The 23081-nt window shown below is 66.7% G+C and carries 21 protein-coding genes; 10 read left to right on the forward strand and 11 right to left on the reverse strand.

Annotated elements, in window-relative coordinates; genetic code table 11:
* The first annotated feature begins 36 nt into the window (after window positions 1–36).
* From ABH933_RS40465 to ABH933_RS40475, 3 genes are all read left to right on the forward strand, one after another.
* Window positions 37–960: an NAD(P)H-dependent flavin oxidoreductase gene (locus ABH933_RS40465; RefSeq protein ID WP_429427150.1), complete on the forward strand. Its 924-nt coding sequence runs from the start codon at window positions 37–39 to the stop codon at window positions 958–960.
* A 3-nt stretch (window positions 961–963) separates the two neighbouring features.
* Window positions 964–1608, forward strand: coding sequence for an alcohol dehydrogenase catalytic domain-containing protein (locus ABH933_RS40470; RefSeq protein ID WP_429427148.1), 645 nt, complete (start codon window positions 964–966; stop codon window positions 1606–1608).
* A gap of 175 nt (window positions 1609–1783) precedes the next feature.
* Window positions 1784–2506: a creatininase family protein gene (locus ABH933_RS40475; RefSeq protein WP_429427146.1), complete on the forward strand. Its 723-nt coding sequence runs from the start codon at window positions 1784–1786 to the stop codon at window positions 2504–2506.
* 452 nt (window positions 2507–2958) lie between these two features.
* Here the strand turns inward: ABH933_RS40475 and ABH933_RS40480 are convergent, their stop codons facing one another.
* Window positions 2959–4260: a family 1 glycosylhydrolase gene (locus ABH933_RS40480; protein WP_429427144.1), complete on the reverse strand. Its 1302-nt coding sequence runs from the start codon at window positions 4258–4260 to the stop codon at window positions 2959–2961.
* A gap of 114 nt (window positions 4261–4374) precedes the next feature.
* On the opposite strand from ABH933_RS40480, the gene ABH933_RS40485 reads away from it, so the two are divergent.
* The 4 genes from ABH933_RS40485 to ABH933_RS40500 all read left to right on the forward strand — a co-directional run bounded on the left by ABH933_RS40485 (window position 4375) and on the right by ABH933_RS40500 (window position 7730).
* Window positions 4375–4992, forward strand: coding sequence for a TetR/AcrR family transcriptional regulator (locus ABH933_RS40485; protein WP_429427142.1), 618 nt, complete (start codon window positions 4375–4377; stop codon window positions 4990–4992).
* 88 nt (window positions 4993–5080) lie between these two features.
* The gene (locus ABH933_RS40490; RefSeq protein WP_429427140.1) at window positions 5081–5788 is read left to right on the forward strand and encodes a lipase family alpha/beta hydrolase; all 708 of its coding nucleotides are present in this window, start codon (window positions 5081–5083) and stop codon (window positions 5786–5788) included.
* 131 nt (window positions 5789–5919) lie between these two features.
* Window positions 5920–7128 (forward strand): family 1 glycosylhydrolase, encoded by a 1209-nt coding sequence (locus ABH933_RS40495; protein ID WP_429427139.1) that lies wholly within the window; start codon window positions 5920–5922, stop codon window positions 7126–7128.
* On the forward strand, window positions 7128–7730 hold the full coding sequence (locus tag ABH933_RS40500) for a GDSL-type esterase/lipase family protein (protein ID WP_429427308.1): 603 nt from the start codon (window positions 7128–7130) through the stop codon (window positions 7728–7730). Before ABH933_RS40495 ends, ABH933_RS40500 begins: the two co-directional genes overlap by 1 nt.
* 72 nt (window positions 7731–7802) lie before the next feature.
* Here the strand turns inward: ABH933_RS40500 and ABH933_RS40505 are convergent, their stop codons facing one another.
* The 6 genes from ABH933_RS40505 to ABH933_RS40530 all read right to left on the reverse strand — a co-directional run bounded on the left by ABH933_RS40505 (window position 7803) and on the right by ABH933_RS40530 (window position 14692).
* Complete coding sequence (locus tag ABH933_RS40505; RefSeq protein WP_429427137.1) at window positions 7803–9359, reverse strand: MFS transporter; 1557 nt, start codon at window positions 9357–9359, stop codon at window positions 7803–7805.
* Between the two features lie 162 nt (window positions 9360–9521).
* On the reverse strand, window positions 9522–10277 hold the full coding sequence (locus tag ABH933_RS40510; RefSeq protein ID WP_429427135.1) for a hypothetical protein: 756 nt from the start codon (window positions 10275–10277) through the stop codon (window positions 9522–9524).
* A complete protein-coding gene (locus ABH933_RS40515) occupies window positions 10274–11020 on the reverse strand; it encodes a hypothetical protein (RefSeq protein ID WP_429427133.1) in 747 nt (248 codons plus the stop codon). Before ABH933_RS40515 ends, ABH933_RS40510 begins: the two co-directional genes overlap by 4 nt.
* Window positions 11021–11296: 276 nt before the next feature.
* A complete protein-coding gene (locus ABH933_RS40520; protein ID WP_429427131.1) occupies window positions 11297–12517 on the reverse strand; it encodes a lipase family protein in 1221 nt (406 codons plus the stop codon).
* A gap of 37 nt (window positions 12518–12554) precedes the next feature.
* The gene (locus ABH933_RS40525) at window positions 12555–13826 is read right to left on the reverse strand and encodes an MFS transporter (protein WP_429427129.1); all 1272 of its coding nucleotides are present in this window, start codon (window positions 13824–13826) and stop codon (window positions 12555–12557) included.
* Entirely contained in the window at window positions 13823–14692 is an 870-nt protein-coding gene (locus tag ABH933_RS40530) for an SDR family oxidoreductase (RefSeq protein WP_429427127.1), read from the reverse strand. Before ABH933_RS40530 ends, ABH933_RS40525 begins: the two co-directional genes overlap by 4 nt.
* Before the next feature lie 217 nt (window positions 14693–14909).
* Here ABH933_RS40530 and ABH933_RS40535 point away from each other — a divergent pair, with 217 nt between their 5' ends.
* The 3 genes from ABH933_RS40535 (at window position 14910) to ABH933_RS40545 (ending at window position 16904) form a co-directional block, all read left to right on the forward strand.
* A complete protein-coding gene (locus tag ABH933_RS40535; RefSeq protein ID WP_429427125.1) occupies window positions 14910–15530 on the forward strand; it encodes a TetR/AcrR family transcriptional regulator in 621 nt (206 codons plus the stop codon).
* 702 nt (window positions 15531–16232) lie between these two features.
* Window positions 16233–16481 carry a hypothetical protein gene (locus tag ABH933_RS40540; RefSeq protein WP_429427124.1) on the forward strand — a complete coding sequence of 83 codons (249 nt, stop codon included), beginning with the start codon at window positions 16233–16235 and terminating at the stop codon, window positions 16479–16481.
* A gap of 123 nt (window positions 16482–16604) precedes the next feature.
* Window positions 16605–16904, forward strand: coding sequence for a hypothetical protein (locus ABH933_RS40545; RefSeq protein ID WP_429427122.1), 300 nt, complete (start codon window positions 16605–16607; stop codon window positions 16902–16904).
* A gap of 103 nt (window positions 16905–17007) precedes the next feature.
* Here the strand turns inward: ABH933_RS40545 and ABH933_RS40550 are convergent, their stop codons facing one another.
* From ABH933_RS40550 to hsaA, 4 genes are all read right to left on the reverse strand, one after another.
* Entirely contained in the window at window positions 17008–17985 is a 978-nt protein-coding gene (locus ABH933_RS40550) for an FAS1-like dehydratase domain-containing protein (RefSeq protein ID WP_429455260.1), read from the reverse strand.
* Window positions 17986–18074: 89 nt separating this feature from the next.
* On the reverse strand, window positions 18075–20531 hold the full coding sequence (locus ABH933_RS40555) for an FAD-binding protein (RefSeq protein ID WP_429427118.1): 2457 nt from the start codon (window positions 20529–20531) through the stop codon (window positions 18075–18077).
* A complete protein-coding gene (locus tag ABH933_RS40560) occupies window positions 20528–21871 on the reverse strand; it encodes a class I SAM-dependent methyltransferase (protein WP_429427116.1) in 1344 nt (447 codons plus the stop codon). The genes ABH933_RS40555 and ABH933_RS40560 overlap by 4 nt, the downstream gene beginning before the upstream one ends.
* Window positions 21868–23079, reverse strand: coding sequence for a 3-hydroxy-9,10-secoandrosta-1,3,5(10)-triene-9,17-dione monooxygenase oxygenase subunit (gene hsaA / locus ABH933_RS40565; RefSeq protein WP_429427114.1), 1212 nt, complete (start codon window positions 23077–23079; stop codon window positions 21868–21870). The genes ABH933_RS40560 and hsaA overlap by 4 nt, the downstream gene beginning before the upstream one ends.
* Window positions 23080–23081: the final 2 nt, after the last annotated feature.

A 23081-nucleotide genomic window follows, 5' to 3' on the forward strand; every position in this document is an offset into this window, starting at 1 on the left:
GATCGAGTCGCTGTATGTCCCCCAAGGAGCCGACCTGTGACGCGTTTCGAGGAAATCCGCCACCAGCTCGCCGCGCCGCTGATCGCCGCCCCGATGTTCCTGGTGTCCGGGCCGGACCTGGTGTTGGCCGCCTGCCGGGCCGGAGTGATCGGCGCGTTCCCCACCGCCAACGCCCGCACCAGCGACGAGCTCGCGACGTGGCTGACCCGCATCCGTGCCGAGCGCCCAGCCGACTCCGGCGCGGTGGCGGCCAACCTCATCGTGCATCCCGGAAACGCGCGTCTGCGCGAGGATCTCGACACGCTGTGCGAGCAGCCGACCGACATCGTGATCACCTCGGTCGGTTCCCCGGCCGAGGTGGTCGAACCATTGCATGCGGTGGGAGCGCTGGTCTTCGCCGATATCGCCTCGGTGCGGCACGCGCGGCGGGCGATCGAGGTCGGTGTGGACGGGCTGATCCTGCTGTCCGCCGGTGCCGGCGGGCAAACCGGCTGGGCCAACCCGTTCGCGTTCGTCCGCTCGTTGCGCGAGTTCTACGACGGGCCACTGGTATTGGCGGGCGGAATCAGCGACGGCGTCGCATTGCGCGCCGCGCTCACCCTCGGTGCCGACCTTGCCTACATGGGAACCAAGTTCCTCGCAACGCGCGAAAGCATGGCACCGGACGAGCACAAACGGATGGTCGCCGCGTCGAGCCTCGACGACATCGTCCTCACCTCCGCGTTCACCGGCCTGCCGACCAGCATGCTGGCTCCATCGATCCAGGCACTCGGCATCGACCTGAATGCCTTGCAGCGCAACGGCACCGATATCGGCGCGTTGCCGGCGCAGGCAGGCGTCACCAGCGCGTGGCGCGATCTCTACAGCGCGGGCCACTCCACCGGCGGCGTCCACGACGTAATCACCGTCGCCGAGCTGGTCGAACGGACGATGAAAGAACTCCAGGGACAGCAGAGGTAGGTCGTGAGAGCACTCAGACGCCGAGAATTGGGGTCGCTGGAGGGGTTGACCGTCGAGGACGTCGACGAGCCGGCACCCTCCGCCGGGCAAGTCGTAGTCAGGGCGGCCGCCGCCGTGGTCAACTACGTCGATGCGCTGACGGTGTTGGGCCGCTATCAGATCAAGCCCCCGGCGCCGTTCACGCCGGGCGTTGATATCGCCGGGGTCGTGATCGAAACCGGGCCGAACTGCACCCGGTTCGCAGTCGGTGACCGCGTGCACGGCCTGGCACCCCTCGGCGGATTCGCCGAGCGAGTCGCGGCGCCGGAAACGCTGCTGCGCCCCACCGCCGATCACCTGCCGTCGGATCTCGCCGCCACCACCGGCGCCACCTACCGCACCGCCTACGATGCGCTGATCTCGGTGGCACAGCTATCGCAGGGCGAGGACCTGGTGCTCGTCGGCGCCGCAGGCGCGGTGGGATCGGCGGCGATCGGAGTCGGAAAAGCGCTGGGCGCGAGGGTGATCGCGTGTGCCTCGACAGCCGAGCAGCTGGCCTACTGCACCACGTTGGGCGCCGACGAAGTCATCGACCACGCGCTACAAGGAACGGCGGTCGGCAGGACGATCCGGCAGGGCTCGGTCAGCCCGATGAAGCTCTCCAGGTAGCCGGCCACTCACTGAAAATCGTTGCGGAGACCCGATCGAACCGCACCTCCCGCCAGCTACAACGAGTCGCCGAGGAACTGATCCGGACCGGCCACCCCAGTCATGCACAAGAACTCGACCATCGGCTTCGCCGAACTCTTCGAACACCAATCCCACAGAAGCCAAGGAGCACTCAGTGGACCTGATCACCACCGCGACCTCAACTGAGGCGGGCCGGCTCGATGCCACGACGGCCGTACTACCGGTCGGGAGTTTCGAACAACACGGCGACCACTTGCCGCTGATCACCGACACTGCCATCGCCTGCATCATCGCGCAGCGTCTCGCCGACACCTACGAGCTGTTCCTGCTGCCGCCGATCACGATCTCGTGCTCACAAGAGCACGTAGGGTCCCCGGGCACTGTCTACATCAGCGCCGAAACCCTTATCGCCATGATTGCCGACATCCGAGCGTCCCTGAAAGACTCGGGCATCGACAAGCTCGTAGTGGTGAGTGGACATGGCGGAAACTACGTGCTGTCCAACATCACTCGGCAAGCCAATGTTGCCGCGCCCGAGGTCGCTCTGTTCCCCGGCAAAGAGGAATGGAACATTGCGCGTGACCACGCCGGAATGGCCACCAACGGCCACGACGACATGCACGGCGGAGAGCTTGAAACCTCGATCCTGCTCCACGCCCGCCCCGACCTCGTCCGCGACACCTGGCGCGAGGCTGATCACGACGCCTCCAACCGACCCCACCTGCTCCTTACCGGCATGACCGGATACACCACCAGCGGAATCATCGGCCGCCCATCGCTATCCACACCTGAGAAAGGGGCCGCCGCCCTCGACAGCCTCGTGACCACATTCGCTGACCACCTGAAAATTCTGGAGGCATCCGGTCGGCGCCGCTAGGCTCCGGATGTCGCCTGCCAGGGTGATGGGACCACTGGTGGGGTATTTAACGGCGCATTAGTCAAAATTCAGGGCTTCGAGAAGCCGTCGGTGCTCAAGGTGTGGGTGGCTCGTCACCGGCACCTGGTCGCAGCGAAGAATATCGAACAGGATGTACTGAACCTTGGCCTTGAGACATGTTGATGCTCCCTGTCTTCACCAGCAGCCCTCGCGCATGTAGAGGTCGTAACCGCCCCAGTGGGGATGAACAGCAGGCGGGGTTCGCCGTCGCACCGGGTTTGCGAGCCCAGGACGGTGTAGGGCAGGGGCCACAGGTGCCCGAGGTCGAGAGGGCCGCCCCACCGGCGCACTGCGCTCACGAAGTCCTGGTGGCCGCGGAAATCATCGAGGCATACAACACGGCCAACAGGCCGGAGGAGCCTGTCGACCGCGCGAGCGTGTGAACTCCGAAATCACTTGGCAGGGTTCAGGCAGCTGTCGAGTCCGTCGACGAGTGAGCACCAGGTCGGCGGGCGCGAGGGGGTGTAGTCGGCGGGGACGCCATTGCGCGCGATGATGGCGCGGTATGCGGCGACGGCTGTGGTGGGTCGGCGGGCCAGACTCGGGTCGTTCTTGACATCGACGGTGTAGAGGCCGAATCGGGGTGTGTAGCTTCCCCATTCGTAATTGTCAGTGATGCTCCAGTAGTTGTAGCCGATAACCTGGATGCCCTCGCCCACCGCTCGCTGCACCCAATAGATGATGTCGGTGAGGTGGTCGCCGCGGTCATAACCGTCGGGACGAGGCGCGCCGTTCTCGGTCGGCATGCCGTTCTCGACGACATACAGCGGCATCCCGGGAAATGCCTTGGCATAGTGCCGCAGGGCGTAATAGATCCCATCTGCTGCGGGGTTGGCTTTCCACGCCTCGGCGAAGGTGTTGGTGAAGCTCGTGTCGGTGGGAGACGCGGAGTTGTAGTAGTCCAGGCCGACGAAGTCGAGCTTGTCGCGAACGCGGTCGAGGAAGGTGGTGTCGATGGCCCCTTCGGCGGCGGGAAAGTAGGCGACATTCGAGGACACCATGGCACTGGGCTGCGCGGCGTGGATGTAGTCGTAGGTTTCGCGATGCACGCGCACCCACTGGTCGAGGGCCGAGGAAAGGTTCTGCGGGGCAATCCCGCCGGTGCGGACGTCTTGGAATGCGTACGCGGAGGGCTCATTGATGGTGATCCACAACGGGTCGAGGTGCGCGTAGCGGTCGACGACCCGGCGTGCGTTGGCCAGCCAGTCGTCGGCCATGTCGGCGCGGTTCCAGCCACCCCGGTCGAATGCCCATCCCGGATAGACCCAATGGTCGAGGGTGATCATCGGCCGCATGCCCGCCGCGCGAATGGCCGTCAGGACATTGTCGTAGAACTGCCATGCGGAGGAATCGTATTGTCCCGGTACGGGTTCCAGACGCGCCCACTCGATGCTGATGCGATAGACGCGCGCGCCGAGATCCTTCGCGTTCTGGATGTCTTCGGGATAACGGTGCAGGAAGTCGACCGAGGTGCCGACCTGGTCGGCGGTCTGCCCGGCGGCGATGTACCGCATCCAGTTGCTGTCGGGAGCGGAACCCTCGGACTGGAAGCCGGACGCGGAGACGCCCCAGAGAAAGTCCGCGGGCAACGGCGCCACGCCCGTTGCGGGTTCGGAGTTTCCGGGAGCCGCCCGCAGTGCCATCCATAGGGGCAGCCCCGCTATGGCGGCCACGAGCGCGGTTCGTCGACGCATTGGTGTTCTCCTGATTGTTCCGGCGTGCGGTCGGCAAGCCATCGAACACTAGCCGACCGTGCAGTCAGTCTGCCAGTTCGGATACGGCGGTCTTGTGGCATAGGCTTCGGCCCCATGGCAACCACCGACTCCGCGCAGCGGTCAGGCGAACTGGCCCGCGCACGAATCGTCGAGATCGCGTTCGAGCACTTCGCACGGCACGGCTACCGCGGCAGTTCGCTGGCGCGTGTCGCCGCCGAGGCCGACATCTCCCAATCCGGCCTGCTGCATCACTTCTCAACCAAAGACGCGTTGTTGCAAGCGGTCCTGGGTGCGCGAGACCTCCGGGATCTGGTGGCGACCGGCACGAGCCACGAGGACCTCGCGGTAATGGACTTCGACGCACTGCTGGGGTTCCTCACTCGCGTCGTGCGAAACAACGCCGGTAATCGCGCCATGGTGCGTCTCGCGCATGTCACCTCGGCCGAGGCGGTGGATTCCGATCATCCGGCCCACGCGTGGGTCGAGGGCCGGATGAAATTTCTGCACACATTGATCGCAGATGCGTTGCGGCGCAGCATGAATGCCGGTGTCGTGCGGCCCGACCTGGACACCCGCTGTGTAGCCGAGTTGCTCGTCGCCGTGGTAACCGGCCTCGAGAGTCAATGGCTGGTGGACGCCGATATCGACATGGTCGGGTCGTTCGAAAAGTACGTCGCGCAGTTGCGCGACTCGGTCGCGATATCCGCCTGATTACCGACCCGGACCGAAGGAATATCCATGCGCATCGTCGCCAAAGTCGCGGTGTCTTGCTGGTGGGTGGCGCCGCTTCCGCGAGCCTGTGCTCCTGATCCACGGCACCAACACCACGGTGGAGAAGAGTCTAGGCCCGGTGCGGGCAGGGCTGCTCGATGACGGCCGCTGCGTCTACGGCCTCGAATACGACTCACGACAACCGTTAGCGACGTCGGTCGAGTACTTCGTTGCCGCGGTCGAACGAATTCTCGAGGTCAACGACTCCGCCGCGATAAGCCTGGTTGGCAAGTCCCAGGGCGGCTTCATCGCCCGTGCCGTGAGTCTGAAATTCGCAGACCGCCAAGTCGATCCGATCAAGAAGGCGGTCGCGATCAGTGGCCCCCAGCACGGTGTGAGTATGACCGTCGCCGGCATCGACATCGCCCCGCTCGCGCGGCAGGTGCCCCCGCTGCACGAACTGATGCCCGCAGCGGTCGACATGCTCGCCGGTTCCCGTTACCTGAACACACTCAACAGCGGCCCGATGACCGCACCCGGGGTCGCCTACACGATGATCGCCTCCCGCTACGACGACATCATCACGCCCTACACCTCTTCGTTCATCGACGAGCCGAACGTCACCAACCGCACTGTCCAGGACGGCTGCCCCGAAGACCGCGCTGGCCACGTCGCCGCCTCTGACGATCCCCGAACGATCGATCTGGCACTGCAGGCGGTCGATCCGGGCCAGCACCGCACCCTCCGCTGTACCGCGACAGCCGGACCCCTAGGCGTCTTATGGCCGCACAGTTGATGGTCTGAGGTCTACAAACGCTGGCAGACTGACTTATCAGTCGGTATGCTCGCCATCGTCGACGCCTCGACAGCTGCCTGCGCCCGGCCCGATAACGGCGACGATCCGACATGACAAGAGGTACTGGAGAAATGAGTCCGATGCTGCCGACCGGCTTTCTGTGGGGTGCCTCGACCGCGCCCCATCAGACGGAGGGAAACAACCTCAACAGCGACTGGTGGATGTGGGAGAACAGTGGATCCGCGCTGATCCCCGAGCGCAGCGGTGATGCCGTAGACAGTTATCACCGGTACGCGGAGGACATGGCGCTGCTGGCCGCGGCGGGCTTGAACGCGTACCGGTTCGGGGTGGAGTGGGCGCGGATCGAGCCCGAGCGCGGGCACGTGTCCCGGGCGGCACTCGCGCACTACCGGCGGATGATCGACACCGCGCTCGGGCTCGGTCTCACGCCGGTGATCACCCTGCACCACTTCACCGGCCCGCGGTGGTTCGCCGAACTGGGTGGCTGGACCAACCCCGACGCCATCGGCCTCTTCGCCGGTTTCGTGCGCACCGTGGCGCCGATCCTGCGGGACGTTCGATGGATCTGCACCATCAACGAACCGAACATGGTCGCGTCGATGGCGACTCTGCACCGACACCTCGCGAACCCGGAAGCGTTGCGCGACATTACTTTCAGCTTCGCGTTGGAACCGGACCATGACAGCACCCACATCCTGATCGACGCCCACCGTGCCGCGGTGTCGATCCTGCGCGCGGAGACCGATGCCGCGGTCGGATGGACCGTCGCACAGCAGGCCTTCATCGCGGCCCCGGGTTGCGCCGAGCAGCTCACAGCAGCCAACCGGACATGGGAAGACCCGTATCTGGCCGCCGCACGCGACGACGACTTTGTGGGCACGCAGGCCTACACCTGCCGCACGGTCGACGCGAATGGCGTTGTCCCCCATCCTGACAGCCCGGACAACACCCTCACCGGCTGGTCCTATCGGCCCGATGCGCTGGGCCGGGCAGTGCGGCATGCGTGGGAGGTCACCGCAGGCACACCGGTGCTGGTGACGGAGAACGGCATCGCCACCGCGGATGACGACCGGCGCATCGCTTACACCGCCGAGGCGCTCGCCGGTCTGGGACACGCCATGGCAGACGGCGTCGATGTCCGGGGTTACCTGCACTGGTCGGCGCTGGACAACTACGAATGGGGACGCTGGGCTCCGACCTTCGGCCTCATCGCCGTCGACCGCGAAACCTTCACCCGCACAGCCAAACCCAGCCTGACCTGGCTGGGCGACCTGGCACGCGCCAATGCGCTGCCACCGGCGGATCGGGAGCATGCGTGATGCTGCTGTATCGACTCGGGCACACATACATGCTCAGGACATCCATCGCGATGCGCACCTCGCAGTTCGCGCAGTTGCCGGCGCCTACCGGTCGGGTCGTCTTCCTCGGCGACAGCATCACCGAGGGCGGGCTGTGGCAGGAATGGTTCCCCGGAGTCGACTGCGTCAACCGTGGAATCGGCGGTGACACCATCGACAATCTGCTCGCCCGCCTGGACACCGCGATCGACACCCCGGCCGCGGTATTCCTGCTCATCGGGACGAATGATCTCGGATTGGGCCGATCGGTCGACCGGGTCGCCGCGGATATGCGCTGTCTGGTCCGCGAGGTGCGCGACCGCGCGGGGACGGCACCGTTGTTCGTTCAGAGTGTGATGCCCCGGCAGCGCCGATTCGCCGCGCGGATCCGCGAACTCAACGGCGCGTACCGGGAGATCGCCGCGCGGGCCGAGGCCGTCTATATCGACCTGTGGCCCGCACTAGCCGACGAAAACGACTGCCTGCGTTCCGAATTCACTCGCGACCGACTCCACCTGGGTGGCGCGGGCTACGCCGCGTGGGTAGAGGCACTCGGACCGTACGTCCGCACGCTGACCAGTTAGAAGCGCCCGGAAATGTCACTGCCCGGAGCGAAAATGCTCCGGGCAGTGACATTTTCCCGTCCGGGAGATCAGCTACCGGTCTCCGCTTCGGCGGTCCCACCGGAGATCTCCCCGACGGTGATCTCTTCGAGGGTGAGCACCTCGATGGATCGAGGTATCAGAAACGCACCGACGAGGCCGACCACTGCAAGTGATGCCACGATCAGGAATCCGACCTCGAATCCGGCATCGGTGTAAATGACCGCACCACCCAGCATCTGGGTGATCACCGGGGGCAGCACCGCCTGATACGACCCGTTCAGCACCGAGAAGACGACGATCGGCGCGATCGCCGGGATCACCGCCTGGAACACCCCCGCCAGCGCGGCCGTCGAGGCTTGCAGCTGTGGGCACGGCCGCGATCAGCAGGTTCGGGATCGACGCGTCCGCCAGGCCGAGGCCGAGGCCGACCAGACCGGCGAAGATCAGCACCGCGGGTTTGTCGTGGTGGGCATATGCGGTGAGCCCGCTGCCGGCACCGGCCACGATCATGCCGAGCATCAGCAGCAGCCGGGGTCCGGCGATTTGCCGGCCGACCAGCACACCCACCGTGAGGCCACCGATCACGCTCAGCGCACCGATCGGGGTCACGAACACCGCGAAACTTTGTGCGTCGACGCCGAATCCGTATCCCAGCCCGAGCATGGCCGGTGTCATGGCGAGCATCGGCAGCAGCATCACGTACAGACTCGAGACACCGTAGGCACAACCCGCGGCGAATGCGGTCAGCAACACCGGACGGCGACGCCACACCGCGAGATCTATCAACGCGTCCTTGGTCATCCGGGCCGTCGCCACCCACATGCCGATCAGCGCTACTCCGCCGATCAGGAGCGCGAGGGTGGAGGCGGCGGTCCAGCCCCAGGCCGGTCCCGAGGAAACACCCACCAGCACAAGGGCCAGACCCGCACCGAGCAGTACCGCACCCACCACACCGACGCGCAGCGGCAATCGAACCGGCGACTCATCGGTGGTCAACGCGACCGCGGCACCCGAAACACCCAGCAGAATCAGCAGAAACCAGAACACCGCACGGAAGTCGTAGCTGTCCAGTAGCCATTGGCTCAGGAAGGGTGCGGCGATGGCGCTCAGCGCCGAACTCGCGGCCACGATCGACACTGCCATCGCAATCGTGCTGGGCGGCATGATATCTCGAATCAATGAGTAGCTCAGGAAGACGGTCGCCACCAGCACGCTGGACAGGCATCGACCAGCGAGCAGGATGACGAAGGTGCTCGCGATGGCCGACACCAGCAGACCGCACGCCGACACGACGAGGCAGATCAGCAGTATCCGGCGCTTGCCGTAGAGATCGGCGAGCTTACCGATCAATGGCGCGGTGGCCGCTCCGACCAGTACGAACGAGTTCATGAGCCAGCCACCGTGCGCGGTGTGGAATCGCTCGACGATGGCGGGAGAGGCCGTGGCCAGCATGGGGTAACCGAGCGCCAGGGTTTCCGGGACCAGCACGATCGCGGCCAGCGAGCAGATCGGACGCCACTCCCCTGTGCGCCGGTCACGTCCTGCGGTATCGGTGCCGAGTGGGTCGGGCTGTGGCTCCACACCACTAGCAGATGTATGGAAGACCATCGGAGGGTCCTTTCGAGATGATGCAGAGGTGACACCGAACCCGTTGCTCCACACTGCTTTTCGGAGACAGCGAGTCGGGAGGTGAGACGGAGGCAGGTGCCTCCACCCGGTGAGCCGGTCGGCCCGACCGTCGAAAGGTTCGGGCCGACCGGCATTTTCGGATCAGCCCGGGGCGCCGCTTCCGGAGCTGGACCCGGATGGGAGCGTCGGTACCCGCAGCTGAGCATCGGGCGCACCGGCGCCGTTGGTGCCGAAACCTTGCTGGGCGTATTGACTTTCACCGGGTGCGGTGGCGAGGGTCCCGAAGTAGTTCCAGGCGCCCTGGCCCGCTGCGGCCAGGCCGGCCAGGATCGTGCCCGCCAGGCCACCGCCACCGGCGAAGACGCCGATGATCGGTAGACCGGCCAGCAGACAGCCCACCGTCAGCACCACGCAGGAAGCCACCGCGACGACGACGCCGAGAATCGCGCCCGCCGCGGCGCCTGCCAGTGGACCGATCGCGGCTGCTTGCGCCATCTTCGAGAGTGCGTCATCAGCTGCGAGCTGGTTCTCCAGCGGAGAGGCGATCGGCTGAGCGAGGGGCCGGCCGCTGGTCAAGTCCGGCGACAGCTCCAGCGTGCGATGATCTGCCGAGATATGCGGCCGGACTTCGTATTTCCGATCGGCGAGCCCGATAGCCAGCGGGAGCTGCCCGATCGGGTTGCCGCCGCCGTCGACGATGAGGACCGATCGGCCGTCGGGCACGATCACGAAGCCGCCCGCGTCGATCGTCGTCGTGACCGTGCCGCTGGACATGTCGGTCCGATAGTTCACCGCCGGTGCCACCGGATCGGCCGATGCCGATTGCGCGTCGACTGCCACGGACAGGGCGATCGCCGACGCAGTCACCAGGGTGGTGGCGCTGCGGCGGACCCTCATCGAGCGGCCTCGGCCGGCGCGGCGGGCGGGTTCAGTCCCGGAAGCTGGCTGGCGTACCGGCTTTCACCGGGGAGGGCGTTGAGCGTGGTGAAGTAGTTCCACAACCCCGCGACCAGTCCGGGCGCTCCGCCCAGTGCCATACCTGCCAGCCCGCCGACGCCACCGAGGAGTGTGACGATGGGGACCACGGCCAGCACACAACCGATGCTGATGGCCACGCATGCCGCACCGGAAACCGCCAGCCCGGCGCCGACGCCGAGCACGGCGCCGACAATGGTGCCGATCAGCGTGCCCGCCGACAGTCCGAAGCTGACCGTGTTGATCAGATCGTTCATGGCGAGCTGGTTTTCGAGTGGGGAAGCAATCGGCTGTGCGACCGGTTGGGCGGGTCGGGCGTCGGGCAGTTGCGGTGTCAGGCGCAGACTGCGACCGCCGTCGGAGACCAGCGCGGCGATCGAATATCGCCGGCCGTCGAGGAGATAGGACGTCGGAACCGTATCCAGCACAGCACCGTCGGCGCCCCGCAAGGCCGCTACACCGGCGAGGTCGTCGACGCTGAAGGTGCCGGAGTCGATGGTGGCCAGCACGCTGCCATTCTGGACAACCGCTTGATAGTGCGCGGCGGCAGCCGCCTCGGCGGGCGTCGGCGCCGCGCTCGCGGTGCCCGCCCCGTGCATGGTCGCGGCAGCCATAACGACCGCCGTGACGGCGATACCGGTGGACAGGCTTTTTCGAAGACTCAATTCGATACCTCAATTGTCACGAGAAACTGCCGCCCGGAACGCATGGCGTCGAGCCCGACAGCATTAGGTGAGTTGCGGAGCATTTCATCCGCAACTAGCGCGCGCTGTGATGCACACTACTTCAGGTATTCGAATTTTCAGAAGTTTTCGATGGATTATTTTTCCGGTGAATTTGATTCTTGTTGCGGACATGCCGAATTTGATCGGAGCGTTTACCGAAAGTCCGGTAAACGGCCCCGACCCTGATCTATTCGATTATGCGAAAGCAGTTATTTCTCAGAATCCTCCTGCCACGGGTCGCGTGATATCCAGATTCACGGCCGGTCCGTCACCACGGAATCGATCCCGGAGGAAGCCCTGAGCATCGTCTTCTCGCGCGCTCGCCTCGAGTCCGTGCTCACCGACCGGGTCGCGCAAGGTGACGATCGGTGTGCCCGCTCGGCGCCAATTCCCGACCAGTTCGTCGTCCATGGCAACTGGCACGATTTCGTCGGAATCGGAGTGATAGTCATAGATCGGGATCGTCGGCGCGACCGCACCGACCGAATTGCTCCGCAACAGGTCACCGAACGCGGTATCTCGAGACGACGCCCGGCCCGTGAGGTCGGCGAAGCTACGGAAGGGGTAGCGGACCAGCAATTCCAATACGCAGGAGTCGGCGGCCGCAGCCAGGTCCGCGCGTCCCCGTTCATTCAGGAGAGCATCGATATCCGCGTCCGGGTACTCACGCCGGTAGGAAACCATCGCATCGACGAGGAAACCGGAGAACAGCCCGCCGTCGACGTGATCGAACAGTGCGGGGAGGTCGGCGGGCACGCCACCCATCGCCGCGCCGACAATCTTCAACTCGGGGGCATAGGAGGGATGCAGTTCCGCCGCCCACCCGGTGGCGGCCGCACCACCCGAATACCCGTCCAGCGCCCAGGGCGTCTCGGGACCGATGCCGGCCGGTTCGAATCGCCCGGCCGCACGCATCCCGTCCAGTACGGCATGACCGGATTGCGGACCGGTCAGGAACGCCGATTTCGGCCCCTCGAAATCGGGAACGGCCACGATCCAGCCCGCGGCCAGCATTCGGTCGATCTGATCGCCGGATTGCAGTGTGTTCGTGGCGATTCCGTACGACGGAGCGCACCTGGTCCCAGTGGAATCCTCGGCAATCTGCTCCGAGACGACCGGCCGCGGCCCCGGACCGCTCCACGCGGCCAGGGGCACGAGGACAGTGGTGACGGCCAGTTCCGGCACGTCATGGGAGTCGCTTGTCCGGAAGGACACCTGCCAGGCCTGCACCGGGGTTGGGAATCGGGTAGTGATGGCGCGGCCGGCTACGGGTTGGCCGTTTCGATACCCGGACAGGTCCGCGGGTGCGGTGTAGAACGGATCTTGTTCGGGAACAACGGCTCCCGCCGAGGTCGCCGGAGCATCGGCCGACACCGAAACTTCCGGAACCACCGCGGCAGCGACCAGTGCGGCAGCGACCGCGAATCGTACGAACATCAATTGCTTTACTCCAGTATTTCTTTCGAGATAGGCATCAGCGGACGCCCTTGATCGGCAGGACTGCCAAGGCACCGACCGCCGCCACCACGGCCGCGGTCGGATACAGCGCGCCGTAATTGCCGAAGAGGTGCACGATGGTGGCCGCTATGGTCGGGGCCACCGCACCGGGCAGGGTCGCGGCGATATTGATGACACCGAGATCCTTGGCCGAGCTCTCCTGCGCAGGAAGGATTTCCGATACCAGCGCCTGGTCGACCGCCGTGAACGCCCCGAAGCCGATGGTCGCGACCACCCCCTGGGCGAACAGGCTCGCGGTGACCGGCACCAGCCAGGGAATCAATGCCGAAGCGGCAATCATCGAGCCGCCGAACAGCACCAACGGCTTGCGGCGGCCGACCCGATCCGAATACGGCCCCGACAGCAGAATCGCGATCAGGAATCCCGGCATCGCGACCGCCCCGATCATCGGCACGATCTTGGCGGCTTCGGCCTTGCTCAGGCCGATGTAGCCCTCGGCCAGATACAGCTGATAGTTCAGCAGCATGAAGTAGCCGCCGAAGATGAGGATTCGCCCGAGAAACGACCAGCCGAAATCTGGGTGCCGCCGCGGGTTGATCCAGAACGACATCGCAAATGCCCGCGCCGAGAACGCCTCTCGCGGCACCCCGCGATTGTCCGGCTCTGGATTCCGCACCACGAACGCGGTGACCATCACCAGGATGATCGCCGCCGTTGCGCCGTATCCGAGGAAGATCCGGTCCACGAACGCCGAGGCGAGAAACGGTCCGAGAATGGCCGCGGTAATCGAACCCAACCCGGCGAACGTGGAGTATCGGCCGCGCAGCCGATGCGGAATCCGGTCGGGCAGAATCGCCGAGAGCGGTGCCGACAACGCGTTGAATCCGAACTGCACGATCATCGCCGCGACCACCAGCATCGCGACGCTGCGCGACAGGCCGGCGGTGATCATCCCCGTCGATCCGATCAACGCGCCGATGAGAATCCATGGGGTACGCGCACCGGCGCGGGTACGAGTGCGGTCCGAGAGGACGCCGATCAACGGCTGTGTGAACGCCGCCGCGAGCGCGCCGGCCGTATTCACGATGGCCAGATTCGCCACCTTCGCGGCATCGTCGATGGCCTGTACCTGCAGTGCCACGAAGTAGGCGGTGACCGCGAACCCCAATTGCGGTGCGGCGGTGGCGAATGGCACCGAGGACAGCAGTCGGCGCAGTCGGAGGTCGATCCGCCCGCCCGTCTCGGGACCGGGCAGTGCTTCGCGAGCGATCGGGTCCGTGATGTTCATCCGGCGGCGGGCCGCGATACGGCACTCTCCAGGTAGGGGTCACCGGGATGGCCGAGAGCACCATCGGCCAGTCGCCACAGCTGCTCAACCTGGTCGCGGAACTCGTCGCGGGTGTGTTCGGGCAGGGCGAAGACGATCGGTTCCTCGTTCAGGATCCCCTCGACCGCGATGCGCGCGACCTCCTGCGGCGCGATAGCCATTGGAATGACTCCGGTACCGAAAGGCTCTGCGCCCCTACGGCCGAACGTCGCGGGCCGATTACGCTGCGAGTCGAGAATGCCGGTCGCCGCCTGACCGGGGCACAGCACGGTGACACCGATGCCGTCATCGGCCAACTCGGGGCGCAAACCGAGCGAAATGCCGACCACCGCGTGCTTGGTCGCGCTGTAGAGGGCGGTGTGCGACGTGTCGGGCAGGAAGGCATGGGTGGACGCGGTATTCATCACGTACCGCCAGCCGCTCGCCTCGCGCATCGCGGGCAGGAAGGCGTGCAAGCAGTTGAGCATGCCCTCGACATTCACCGATGACAGCCACCGCCAGTCTCCGATCGAGGCGTCGGCGACCGCGCCGAACATCAACACCCCCGCGTTATTGCAGAGCAACTCGACCGAGCCGAACTCGGCGAGGCTGGTCTCGGCCAGGGCCGCAACCGAATCCGGATCGGACACATCGACTTCGACGCTGATCGCGCGTACGCCACGCGTACACAGTTCGGTCGCGGTGCGCCGCACGCCCTCGGCATCGATATCGGCAAGCACCACCGACATGCCGTGCGCGCCGAGCTCGGCCGCGAGTGCCGCGCCGATGCCACCGGCGGCACCGGTGACCATGGCCGTTCGACCGGCCAATAGTTGAGATTCGGGCATGGAGGTCCTTCCACCTGTGCTCATCGACAATGAGCATACTGACTCGTCAGTCGGTGAGCCTAGCGTCACGAACCCACCTAGTCGAGAGGTCGAACCCATTCGATTTCGGCGCGCGGGGACACCGTGGATGCGGCGTCGCCGAGCTGAGTGACCTGACAGTAGGCTGGCCCAAAAGTGTGGCGGAAAAGGCCGATGGGCCGGGCGGGAAGGTTGTTGGATGGCCAGGACGCGAGATGCCGAGCAATCCGGGGCGGCTCGACGCGCCAAGATCATCGCGGCCGCCGGGGCGCTCTTCGCCGACCGCGGCTACCGCGGCACCTCCCTGGAAGCGGTCGCGACGGCCGCAGGTATCACCCGGCCCGGTCTCCTGCATCACTTCTCCAGCAAGGAAACACTGCTGACCGCGGTCCTCGCCGAACTGGACCTACAGGCATTCGAAGAAGTCGACGTCGACCGCGACTACGAAGGTCCGGCCGTACTCCGCGCGCTGGACATCGTCGACGAACTGGCGGCGCGCAGTCAGAAGCACCCCGAGCTGACCCGCCTCGGACAGTTCGGACTCTCCGGCTCCGGCGATACCCCGCAACTGGCCCGCGACTGGTCGGTGCAGCGGGTGCGAACCTTCCGGGAAAACCTCGGCCGAGTCATCACCCAGGACATCGAAGCCGGTGACGTCAAACCCGATGCGGACAGTACCGCGATCGCATTGGTCATCATCGGAGCGATGACAGGCCTGGCCGAGCTGTGGCTCCAAGACGAATCCATCGATATGGCAGGCGCAATGCGAGCCTTGACGGACATGCTCCGGCGCGACCTCGTCCAGCCTCCGGCGAAGTAGAGCCCCTCGATCCCTAAATACGCCATCTACCTGCACAAATAAGGCTAGTAACCATAAACCATCACATCGCAGCAACGAATGGCTCAGGAAGGCTGTGGACAGGCTGGTCGGGTCGGCGAAGACCCGAGCCGACGCGAACGAAGAATGGATCTCGATCAGCTCGTGGTGTGCATGACATCTCCCTGGCGCTTGTCTGGTATGAGCGTGGCGTATGCCATCTGGCCAGGTGAGGCTACTTATATCCGGGCATATTCCGGTCGGCGACATGCCGATGTCGGCGGGGCATGTTTGCACCCGGTTGTGCTCGAGCGCGGTGCCCATGGTCGCCGGCGGCGATGCTTCCAGGGCCCGGCGTGCGGCTCTCGTGGGCGTAACTACCCGGCAGTGCGGCGAGCCAATTCCGCAGTGTCGCTGGCCTTCTCGGCATGCGGCTATAGCCGATGCGGACCTTCCAGCCTCAGGCGCTCGGCGTAATGCCAACAATCCGGCGGAAACCCGACGCGCCGCTCCGCCTGCCTGACGCATCGCAGCTCATCGACGCGATCACTGCGTCAAATCAACTGGCATCGGACAACCCGGTTCGCGGTTGGGACTGCTGCAGGAATGGGTGACAACCGAGTTGGCTTGCCCGTTGGGCGGGCTGGAAGGATGTCACTGTGCCCAAGCCCTACCCCCGCGAGTTCCGCGGCGTCTCGGGAGACCATGGGAGCGCTGGGCGAGCTATTGCGTTCGGGCACCACCCAGATCGGCGACCCCGATCGGGCCGCGCAGATCCTCGTACGCATCGTCCACGCCGACACGCTGCCCACCCACCTGCTGCTGGGCGAACTCGCGGCGCAAGGCGCGCTGCTCTATTCGCGTCACCAGATCGAGGAAGCGACCACATGGCAAGCCGTATCGGCCTCCGCCGACCAAGGCGCGCAGTACCCAGTCGACCTACCGATCTCCTAGCCATACCCCCTCAGGCCTCGACCTCTCTCGCACTCATCAGCCGCGCATAGATGCGCACATTACGATGTGAATGACAGCGTCGGGAAGGCGAATCAGGAGAGGTACAAGGAAGGAACGAAGATCATGACCATGCCCCAGCATGAGGCTCACATCGAGCACGAACACACACACGGCGACGGTTGTGGGCATGTCGCTGTTCCGCACAATGGGCACACCGACTATGTGCACGACGGCCACCTGCACCGCGCCCACGACGGTCACTACGACGAATGCGAACCGGCTGGCCACACCGCGCACGACAATCACGAGCACGTCCATGGCGAGGGGTGTGGCCACGCCGCTGTCCCCCATGGCGATCACGTCGATTACGTCCACGACGGGCATCGGCACGCGAGCCACGACGGTCACTACGACGAGCACTGAACCCCGCGCTCACCCGCGCGGGGCCGGGTCCTCGGTGCGCACCGCGAGTGTCGCCGCGCGCCGCCCAGAACCAGCGTCCCATCACACCGCGCGGAGCCAAGTCCTAGGTGCGCACCGCGAATGTGGCCGTGGCGCCACCCAGGACCGGCGTCCCGTCGCACTGCGCGGTGAGCGCCACCGTCGCACGGTCTGCGCCCGAGGCGTGGACCGTGCCGGTGAATTCGATGTCGGTGGTGCGGCGGCCGACGAGGTGGACGGGGTTAGCGAAGACCACGGAGTAGTCGAGGAGCCCCGTCGGATCGCCGCACCAGGAGCTCAGTGCGGCGGCGCCCAGGCCCATGGTGAGCATGCCGTGGGCCAATACCCCGGGAGTTCCTGTGGCACTGGCGATGTCGTCGCTCCAGTGGAGGGGGTTGACATCCCCGGATACTCCCGCATAATTCACGACCTCGCCACGAGTCAGGCGGTAAGCGCACGGCGGGAAACGTTGTCCCGCAAGGATTTCACGCGATATGCCACGGGCCACTCCGACAGCGAAGGCGCGGCCCGAAGTGGCAAGATCGGCGGCAGCCGTCAGAGGGAGCGGGAGATCCTGCAAGGCAAGTGTTTTCGCGATGTCGCCAACCGTCTCACCCTCCGCTCCCCCGCGTCCGGCCAGCGTGGTGTGCACGGTCTGCACCGGTCCGGTGTCGTGATCGCTGATCACGGTGGTCAGGGCGATGAGGTCGCCACCGGCGATCGTGCGCCACGAGTCCACGGTGATCTCGTGGGTGAGCCGGTCTCCGGCCGCCAACGCGCGATGGCAATGAATCTCCTGTTCCACGTGTAGCAGGCGCGCCGGGTCGTAACCCTGCAGCGCGGTGCGCAGTAGGGCGCGTTGTGCCACCGTGGCGACCGAGGAGGCGAAGGTGACCGGGGCGATCAGGCCCGGATAGCCGAGTGCCCGCGCCGCCGCGTCGTCCCAGTGCGCGGGGTGGAAATCCTGGACGGCACGGGCGAATTCGCGGATCTCCTCCCGCCCGACCTCGTAGTGGTCGGTGCTCCGGTACGTCCGGCCCACGCTGCGCTCGGGGGAGGACAACCACCTGCGGCCATCCACACTCTCAGAGCCACCGATCGCCATCACGCCGCGCACACTGTCTCCGCGCCCGAGGGCCCTGTCCCTCGTGGTCATGAGGGCCTGCGGGCGACGAACAGGCGTTGTCCGTGGGCGGCGAGCGCGTCGTCGGGCTCAGGGAACACCAGCCGGGGTGGCAGCTTCGCGGCGACGAGCTGTTGGCGCCATTCGGATTCGGTCAGGAAGATCCGGTCCGAGCCGCCCCGGAAGTCGCCCGCTCCGGCCCGTTCCCGGCCGGGCCGCGCGGACATCAGGAAGTGCATGGAGGTCAGCAATTGGCAATGCTCGCGGCAGGATTCGATGAAGATCAGCTCGCCGCCGGGTGCCAGCAGATCGTGGAGTTGTCGCAGCGTCGCGGCGCAGTCGTGGGCATTGTGCAGGACGTTGGCGGCCACGATGAGGTCGCACTCGGCCTGGTCGCCGAGGTCGGCGTTGAGGTCGACCGTGCCGTAGCGGAGCCAGGAGTACGCGCCGAAGCGGTCGCGGGCGGCGTCGAGGAAGAAGGCGGACACATCGGTGAAGTGGTAGTCGACGCGTCGGCCGTCGAGTACCGGGATGAGATCGGCGGTGGTCCCGCCCACCCCGGCACCGAGTTCCAGAATTCGCACGGGTCGCCCGGACCTGGACGGCTCATCGAGTGCCTGGGCAATCCGTTCGGCAGCTGCGGCATTCAGTGAGCGATTGACCGGGTTGTCCCGATAGGCGGCGTCGGCGGTGAGCAGATCTGCGTCGGGGAACAACAGTTCCTGGGCTAAGATCCGGTCCTGGAGTAGTTCGGGTAGCCGCCGGTTCGTCTCCTCGAAGAAGCGCGCCAGAACGGCGGGGAAGCCGAAGTCCGCGCATACCTGCGTGAGGGTCTCGCGCACTGGGGCGTTCGCTTCTCCGAGTGCCGAGTATCCGTGCGCGCGATCGTGGCCCAACCAGCCGCGCTCGGTGAGTTCGTGCAGCCAGCGGCGCAGCAACCAGCGGTGGCGCGGGTGGGCACCCAGCGTGGTGGCGATCTGCTCTTCGGTCCGGGTCGAGCCGTCCGGCACCGCCGGGCGCAGCGCCGCGGTCATGGCGCGCAACCCGAAGCGATCGAGATCCTCGCGTGCGGAAAGAGCCTGCCGTGCCCGGATATTCGTGTCGGCGCGCACGGCAGGCGGGATGTTGTGGTTGCACCGGAAGGTGTTGTCCGGGTCGTAGTCGGCCTTGATCCGGCGCAGCTTCTCGTAGGTGGCGGGCGGGTACGCGCTGCGGACTCGCTCCGGGGACGCGGCATCGTCGAGGATGCCGATGTAGGGGCCGCCCGCCGAACTGCCTTGCACGGCCCGGGTGATATCCGCGATCCACCGGCGCGACGCGCCCAGGTCGGTGCCCCGCAGTCCGCCGGAGAACAGCACCATGTGGTAGTTCGCGTGGTGGAAGCCGAATGACGTTGCCTGCGCGTCCATTCGGCGGATCGCGCCGCCGAGCTGGTGCACGGAGATCAGCGAATGCTCGGTCGGCATGCGTCCCGCCAGATCAACGAGAGCGTCGATGGCGTCATCGTCGAACGAGCGCAACCATTCCGACCCCGTGGCCGTGCCGTGGCCGTCGTGGAAGGCCTGCTCGGTATTGCGTTGCAGCTGCGGGTATTCCAGCGGGCGGATGAGGTCGAGTTCGGGCTCGCCGATCCGGCGCAGCCGAGCCAGCACCTCGCGGGCCCGCCCGTCCGCGCCGAGATAGGCGGCCGTGATCGCCGCCATCGGCGGGCCTTCCGGCGCGGTGGGCGGCCAGTGCAGCAGGGTCGCGCGCAGGGCCAGTTCGTCGGGAGCGTCGGCGCACAGGTCACGGAACCGGCGGAAGACGGTGCGTGCCTGGTCGAGCCGGAACAGCAGGGTCCCGGACTGCAGGGTGCGGATCGGGTGCAGCGCGAGTTCGAGCGCGACCACGATCCCGAAGTTGCCACTACCGCCGCGCAGGGCCCACAGCAGGTCCGCGTGCCGGTCGGGCGTGGCGTGCACCAGGCTGCCGTCGGCCAGCACCGCCTGCGCCGAGCGGACATTGTCGACGGTGAATCCGAAAGACCGCTGCAGCCAACCGGTTCCGCCGCACACCGCAGTACCGATCACGCCGACGGTGGACACGTCGGCCCCGGTCACCGCGAGCCCGTGGCGGTGGCATTCTCGGTCGAACCTCTCCCACGTCACGCCTGCCGAGACAATGCCGCGCCGCGCGACGGGATCGATGGTGACGGTGTGCAGGGCCGAGAGGTCCAGCAGCACCGACCCGTCGGCGGCGGCGTGGTTGGCGACCTCGTGGCCGCCGCCGCGCACCGAGACCGCCAGCCCGTGCCGGTGCGCGATCGCCACGGCCGCACGGACATCCGGCACGCCGGTACAACCGACGACGGCGTCGGGATGCTGGTCCACGGCGGTATTCCAGCGCAGGCGCGCACGGTCGTAACCCGGTTCGCCCGGTGCGTGCACCGTGCCTCGGCACGTGGCGCGCAGTTCGGTGAGCACGGCCGGTGCGAAGGTGGTGGTCATGGGCGGGCGGACTCCTCGGAGACGACAATGGCGGGCACCGCGACTGTGGGCGCGTGCTTTTCGAGATGGTCGGCCAGGATTTCGGGTAGCCGCAGGCGCACGAAGCGGCGCAGCGGATCGGAGCAGAGCGCGCCGGGGGCGGCGGCCTCCACGGCCTCGACGCCGGTGTGCTGTTGCGGTCGGCCCGCGGCCAGCCAGCGTCCGTCGGCGGAATCCAGCAGGACGGCCGCGCCGGGCGGCAGTGCCGCGGCCAGGTCGGCCGGTGTGATCGCGGCGGCATTGTCGCTGTCCAGCAGGGCGTTCGGGATGCCACGCACGAGGACATCGGCAGCACCGAGCGCGGTCGCCAGCGCAGCCGATCGCTCGGCCACGCCGGCTCCCCGCAGGTCGTTCCACAGCAGCGTTCGGGTCGGCGACGGGTCGGGCCCGTCCACCGTCAAGATCGCGTCGTACCGGTATCGGGTGAGTTCGGTGTCCGCGCGCATCGGCTTCGCGTAGCACGCGACACGCACGGAACGACGGTGCTTTCCGGCCAAATGTGTGAAAACCCGTGGATCACAGAGCAATTCCTCCTCGGCGGCCAGTCGCATGGCGATGCGCTCTTCGAGGTGCTCCGACGTCAGGTCCGGGTGCTTCGCCGTCTCGACCCAGCGCGCGAACTCGGTTGCTCCAGCGAGGTTGCGAATATCGCCGATCACGACGGTGCCGCCGGGCGCCACCAGATCGAGCGCGTCCTCGACAACCGCGGTGAGGTAGCGCTCGTCCGGAAAACATTGGGTGACGCTGTTGAGCACGATGCAATCCGGCCTGGTCGCCGATGACGCGCGCAATGCCTGCGCGACCGTCGGGGTGCCGAGCTCGTGCGCGGCGGCGTGCACCACCCGCACTCCGGGTAGGGACTGGGCGTCGAGTCGTTTCACCGCGGGCTCAGCCGGGTCGAGCCCGACGTACGCCCGGACCTGCGAATGGACGCGGTGGGCGAGCAGCCCACTGCCGCAGCCGACTTCGAGCACGCTATCGGGCTGCCCGCGCAGCACGAGACCGACGGCGTGGTCGATCCACTCGAGCATGTGTGCTCGGTCGAACGGCCGTCCGGTATCGGAGGCCCGCCAACCGGATAGGTCCAGGTCGTCGTCATGGCGCTGGTCGGCCGCGGCGTAGACGTAGGAGTAGACGTGCCGCCAGTGCTCGAGGTGCTCACGCAGCAACGGGCCGGGTGCAGGACGAACCGCCAGCGCGCTCGGGGCCGGATGGACCACGATCACAGCGCGGTTCGCGTCCCAGTAGGCGGATTCCACCCACGGGTGCTCGGCGACGAGGGAAACCGGGTGGATGCTCATGGTCGATGCACCCCCGAATCCGGCTGCGCGGCCGCGAGTTCCGCGGAGCCGAACATCCGGTAGACGCGTTCGGGATCGTTCGCGGCGTGGGCGCGCCCGGCGTGGGCGTCACGCCAGCAGCGTTGAATCACGCTGTCCGGCCGCAACGCCCGGCCGCCCGAGTTCTCGAACAGTCGATCCACCGCGTAGACGGCGCGTTCGGTGCCGCGCACCTGATCCCGGCGCAGCCGCAGTCGTTCCGGTGGGGGAATCGGCGAGCCGGCTGCTGCAAGGTCGTAGAGCCTGCCGATATTGTGCGTCAACAGCACAAAGGCGGCGTCGATCTCGGCCGCTGCCTCGGCAATGCGGGTGAGGGTCGCCGGGTCCTGGTTGAAGGCGTCGCCGGTGAATCCGCTCGCCTTGGTGGCATCACCGGGCAGCGCCACCCGCACGCGGTCGCGCTGCTGTTCGAGGTGGGCGTGGTAGCCGCCACGCGCCATACCGACAATGGCGGCGGTAATGGCGCTGGTGTGCACGCAGCCGAACGGGATTCGATACAGCGGTCCGTCGTTGACCAGGTTGCCGGGTGTTTCGCATTTGCCCACCGCGACCGAGTCGAGCATCCGATGTGCGGGGACGAAGACGTCCTCCACCACGATGTCGTTACTGCCGGTGCCGCGAAGTCCGACGGCCTGCCACACGTCGAGGGCGGTGTAGTCCTCGGCCGGAAGCAGGAAGGTGCAGGAGTCCTGCGCGGAGCCGTCCACCATGACCCGGCCACCCAACAACGCCCACTGCGCGTGGTCGCATCCGGAGGCGAATCCCCAACGGCCGCTGAGCCGGTACCCGCCTTCGACTTCTGTCGCCGTGCCGGTCAGGGCGTAGGACGAGCAGATGCGTGCGTCGCGGTCCGCGCCCCAGACCTCGTCCTGGGCGCGGCCGTCGAACAGCGCGAGGTTCCACGGCGAGATGCCGAGGACCGCGGCCACCCAGCCGGTGGATCCGCAGGCCGCGGCCAATTTCGCGATGGCGGTGTAGAACTCGGCCGGATGCGCCTCGAAGCCGCCGTGGCGACGGGGCTGCAGCAGCCGGAATATTCCGGTCTCGGTCAGTTCGTCGATGGACTCCACCGGAATACGGCGGGCCTGTTCGGTTTTGGTTGCTATTTCGCTCAGCGCGGGTAGCAGCTCGGCGAGCGTGTTGTGCACGGTGGTGAGGTCGTCAGGCATGA

This window comes from Nocardia sp. GP40 (assembly GCF_050434125.1).
Taxonomy (GTDB): Bacteria; Actinomycetota; Actinomycetes; order Mycobacteriales; family Mycobacteriaceae; genus Nocardia; species Nocardia albiluteola.

Coding starts and splice junctions, on each gene's coding strand:
- ABH933_RS40545 (WP_429427122.1), top strand. CDS start 16,605: ATGACCATGCCCCAGCATGAGGCTCACATCGAGCACGAACACACACAC.
- ABH933_RS40525 (WP_429427129.1), bottom strand. CDS start 13,826: ATGAACATCACGGACCCGATCGCTCGCGAAGCACTGCCCGGTCCCGAG.
- ABH933_RS40510 (WP_429427135.1), bottom strand. CDS start 10,277: ATGAGGGTCCGCCGCAGCGCCACCACCCTGGTGACTGCGTCGGCGATC.
- hsaA (WP_429427114.1), bottom strand. CDS start 23,079: ATGCCTGACGACCTCACCACCGTGCACAACACGCTCGCCGAGCTGCTA.
- ABH933_RS40505 (WP_429427137.1), bottom strand. CDS start 9,359: ATGGTCTTCCATACATCTGCTAGTGGTGTGGAGCCACAGCCCGACCCA.
- ABH933_RS40535 (WP_429427125.1), top strand. CDS start 14,910: ATGGCCAGGACGCGAGATGCCGAGCAATCCGGGGCGGCTCGACGCGCC.
- ABH933_RS40520 (WP_429427131.1), bottom strand. CDS start 12,517: ATGTTCGTACGATTCGCGGTCGCTGCCGCACTGGTCGCTGCCGCGGTG.
- ABH933_RS40530 (WP_429427127.1), bottom strand. CDS start 14,692: ATGCCCGAATCTCAACTATTGGCCGGTCGAACGGCCATGGTCACCGGT.
- ABH933_RS40480 (WP_429427144.1), bottom strand. CDS start 4,260: ATGCGTCGACGAACCGCGCTCGTGGCCGCCATAGCGGGGCTGCCCCTA.
- ABH933_RS40555 (WP_429427118.1), bottom strand. CDS start 20,531: ATGACCACCACCTTCGCACCGGCCGTGCTCACCGAACTGCGCGCCACG.
- ABH933_RS40495 (WP_429427139.1), top strand. CDS start 5,920: ATGAGTCCGATGCTGCCGACCGGCTTTCTGTGGGGTGCCTCGACCGCG.
- ABH933_RS40485 (WP_429427142.1), top strand. CDS start 4,375: ATGGCAACCACCGACTCCGCGCAGCGGTCAGGCGAACTGGCCCGCGCA.
- ABH933_RS40560 (WP_429427116.1), bottom strand. CDS start 21,871: ATGAGCATCCACCCGGTTTCCCTCGTCGCCGAGCACCCGTGGGTGGAA.
- ABH933_RS40500 (WP_429427308.1), top strand. CDS start 7,128: ATGCTGCTGTATCGACTCGGGCACACATACATGCTCAGGACATCCATC.
- ABH933_RS40540 (WP_429427124.1), top strand. CDS start 16,233: ATGGGAGCGCTGGGCGAGCTATTGCGTTCGGGCACCACCCAGATCGGC.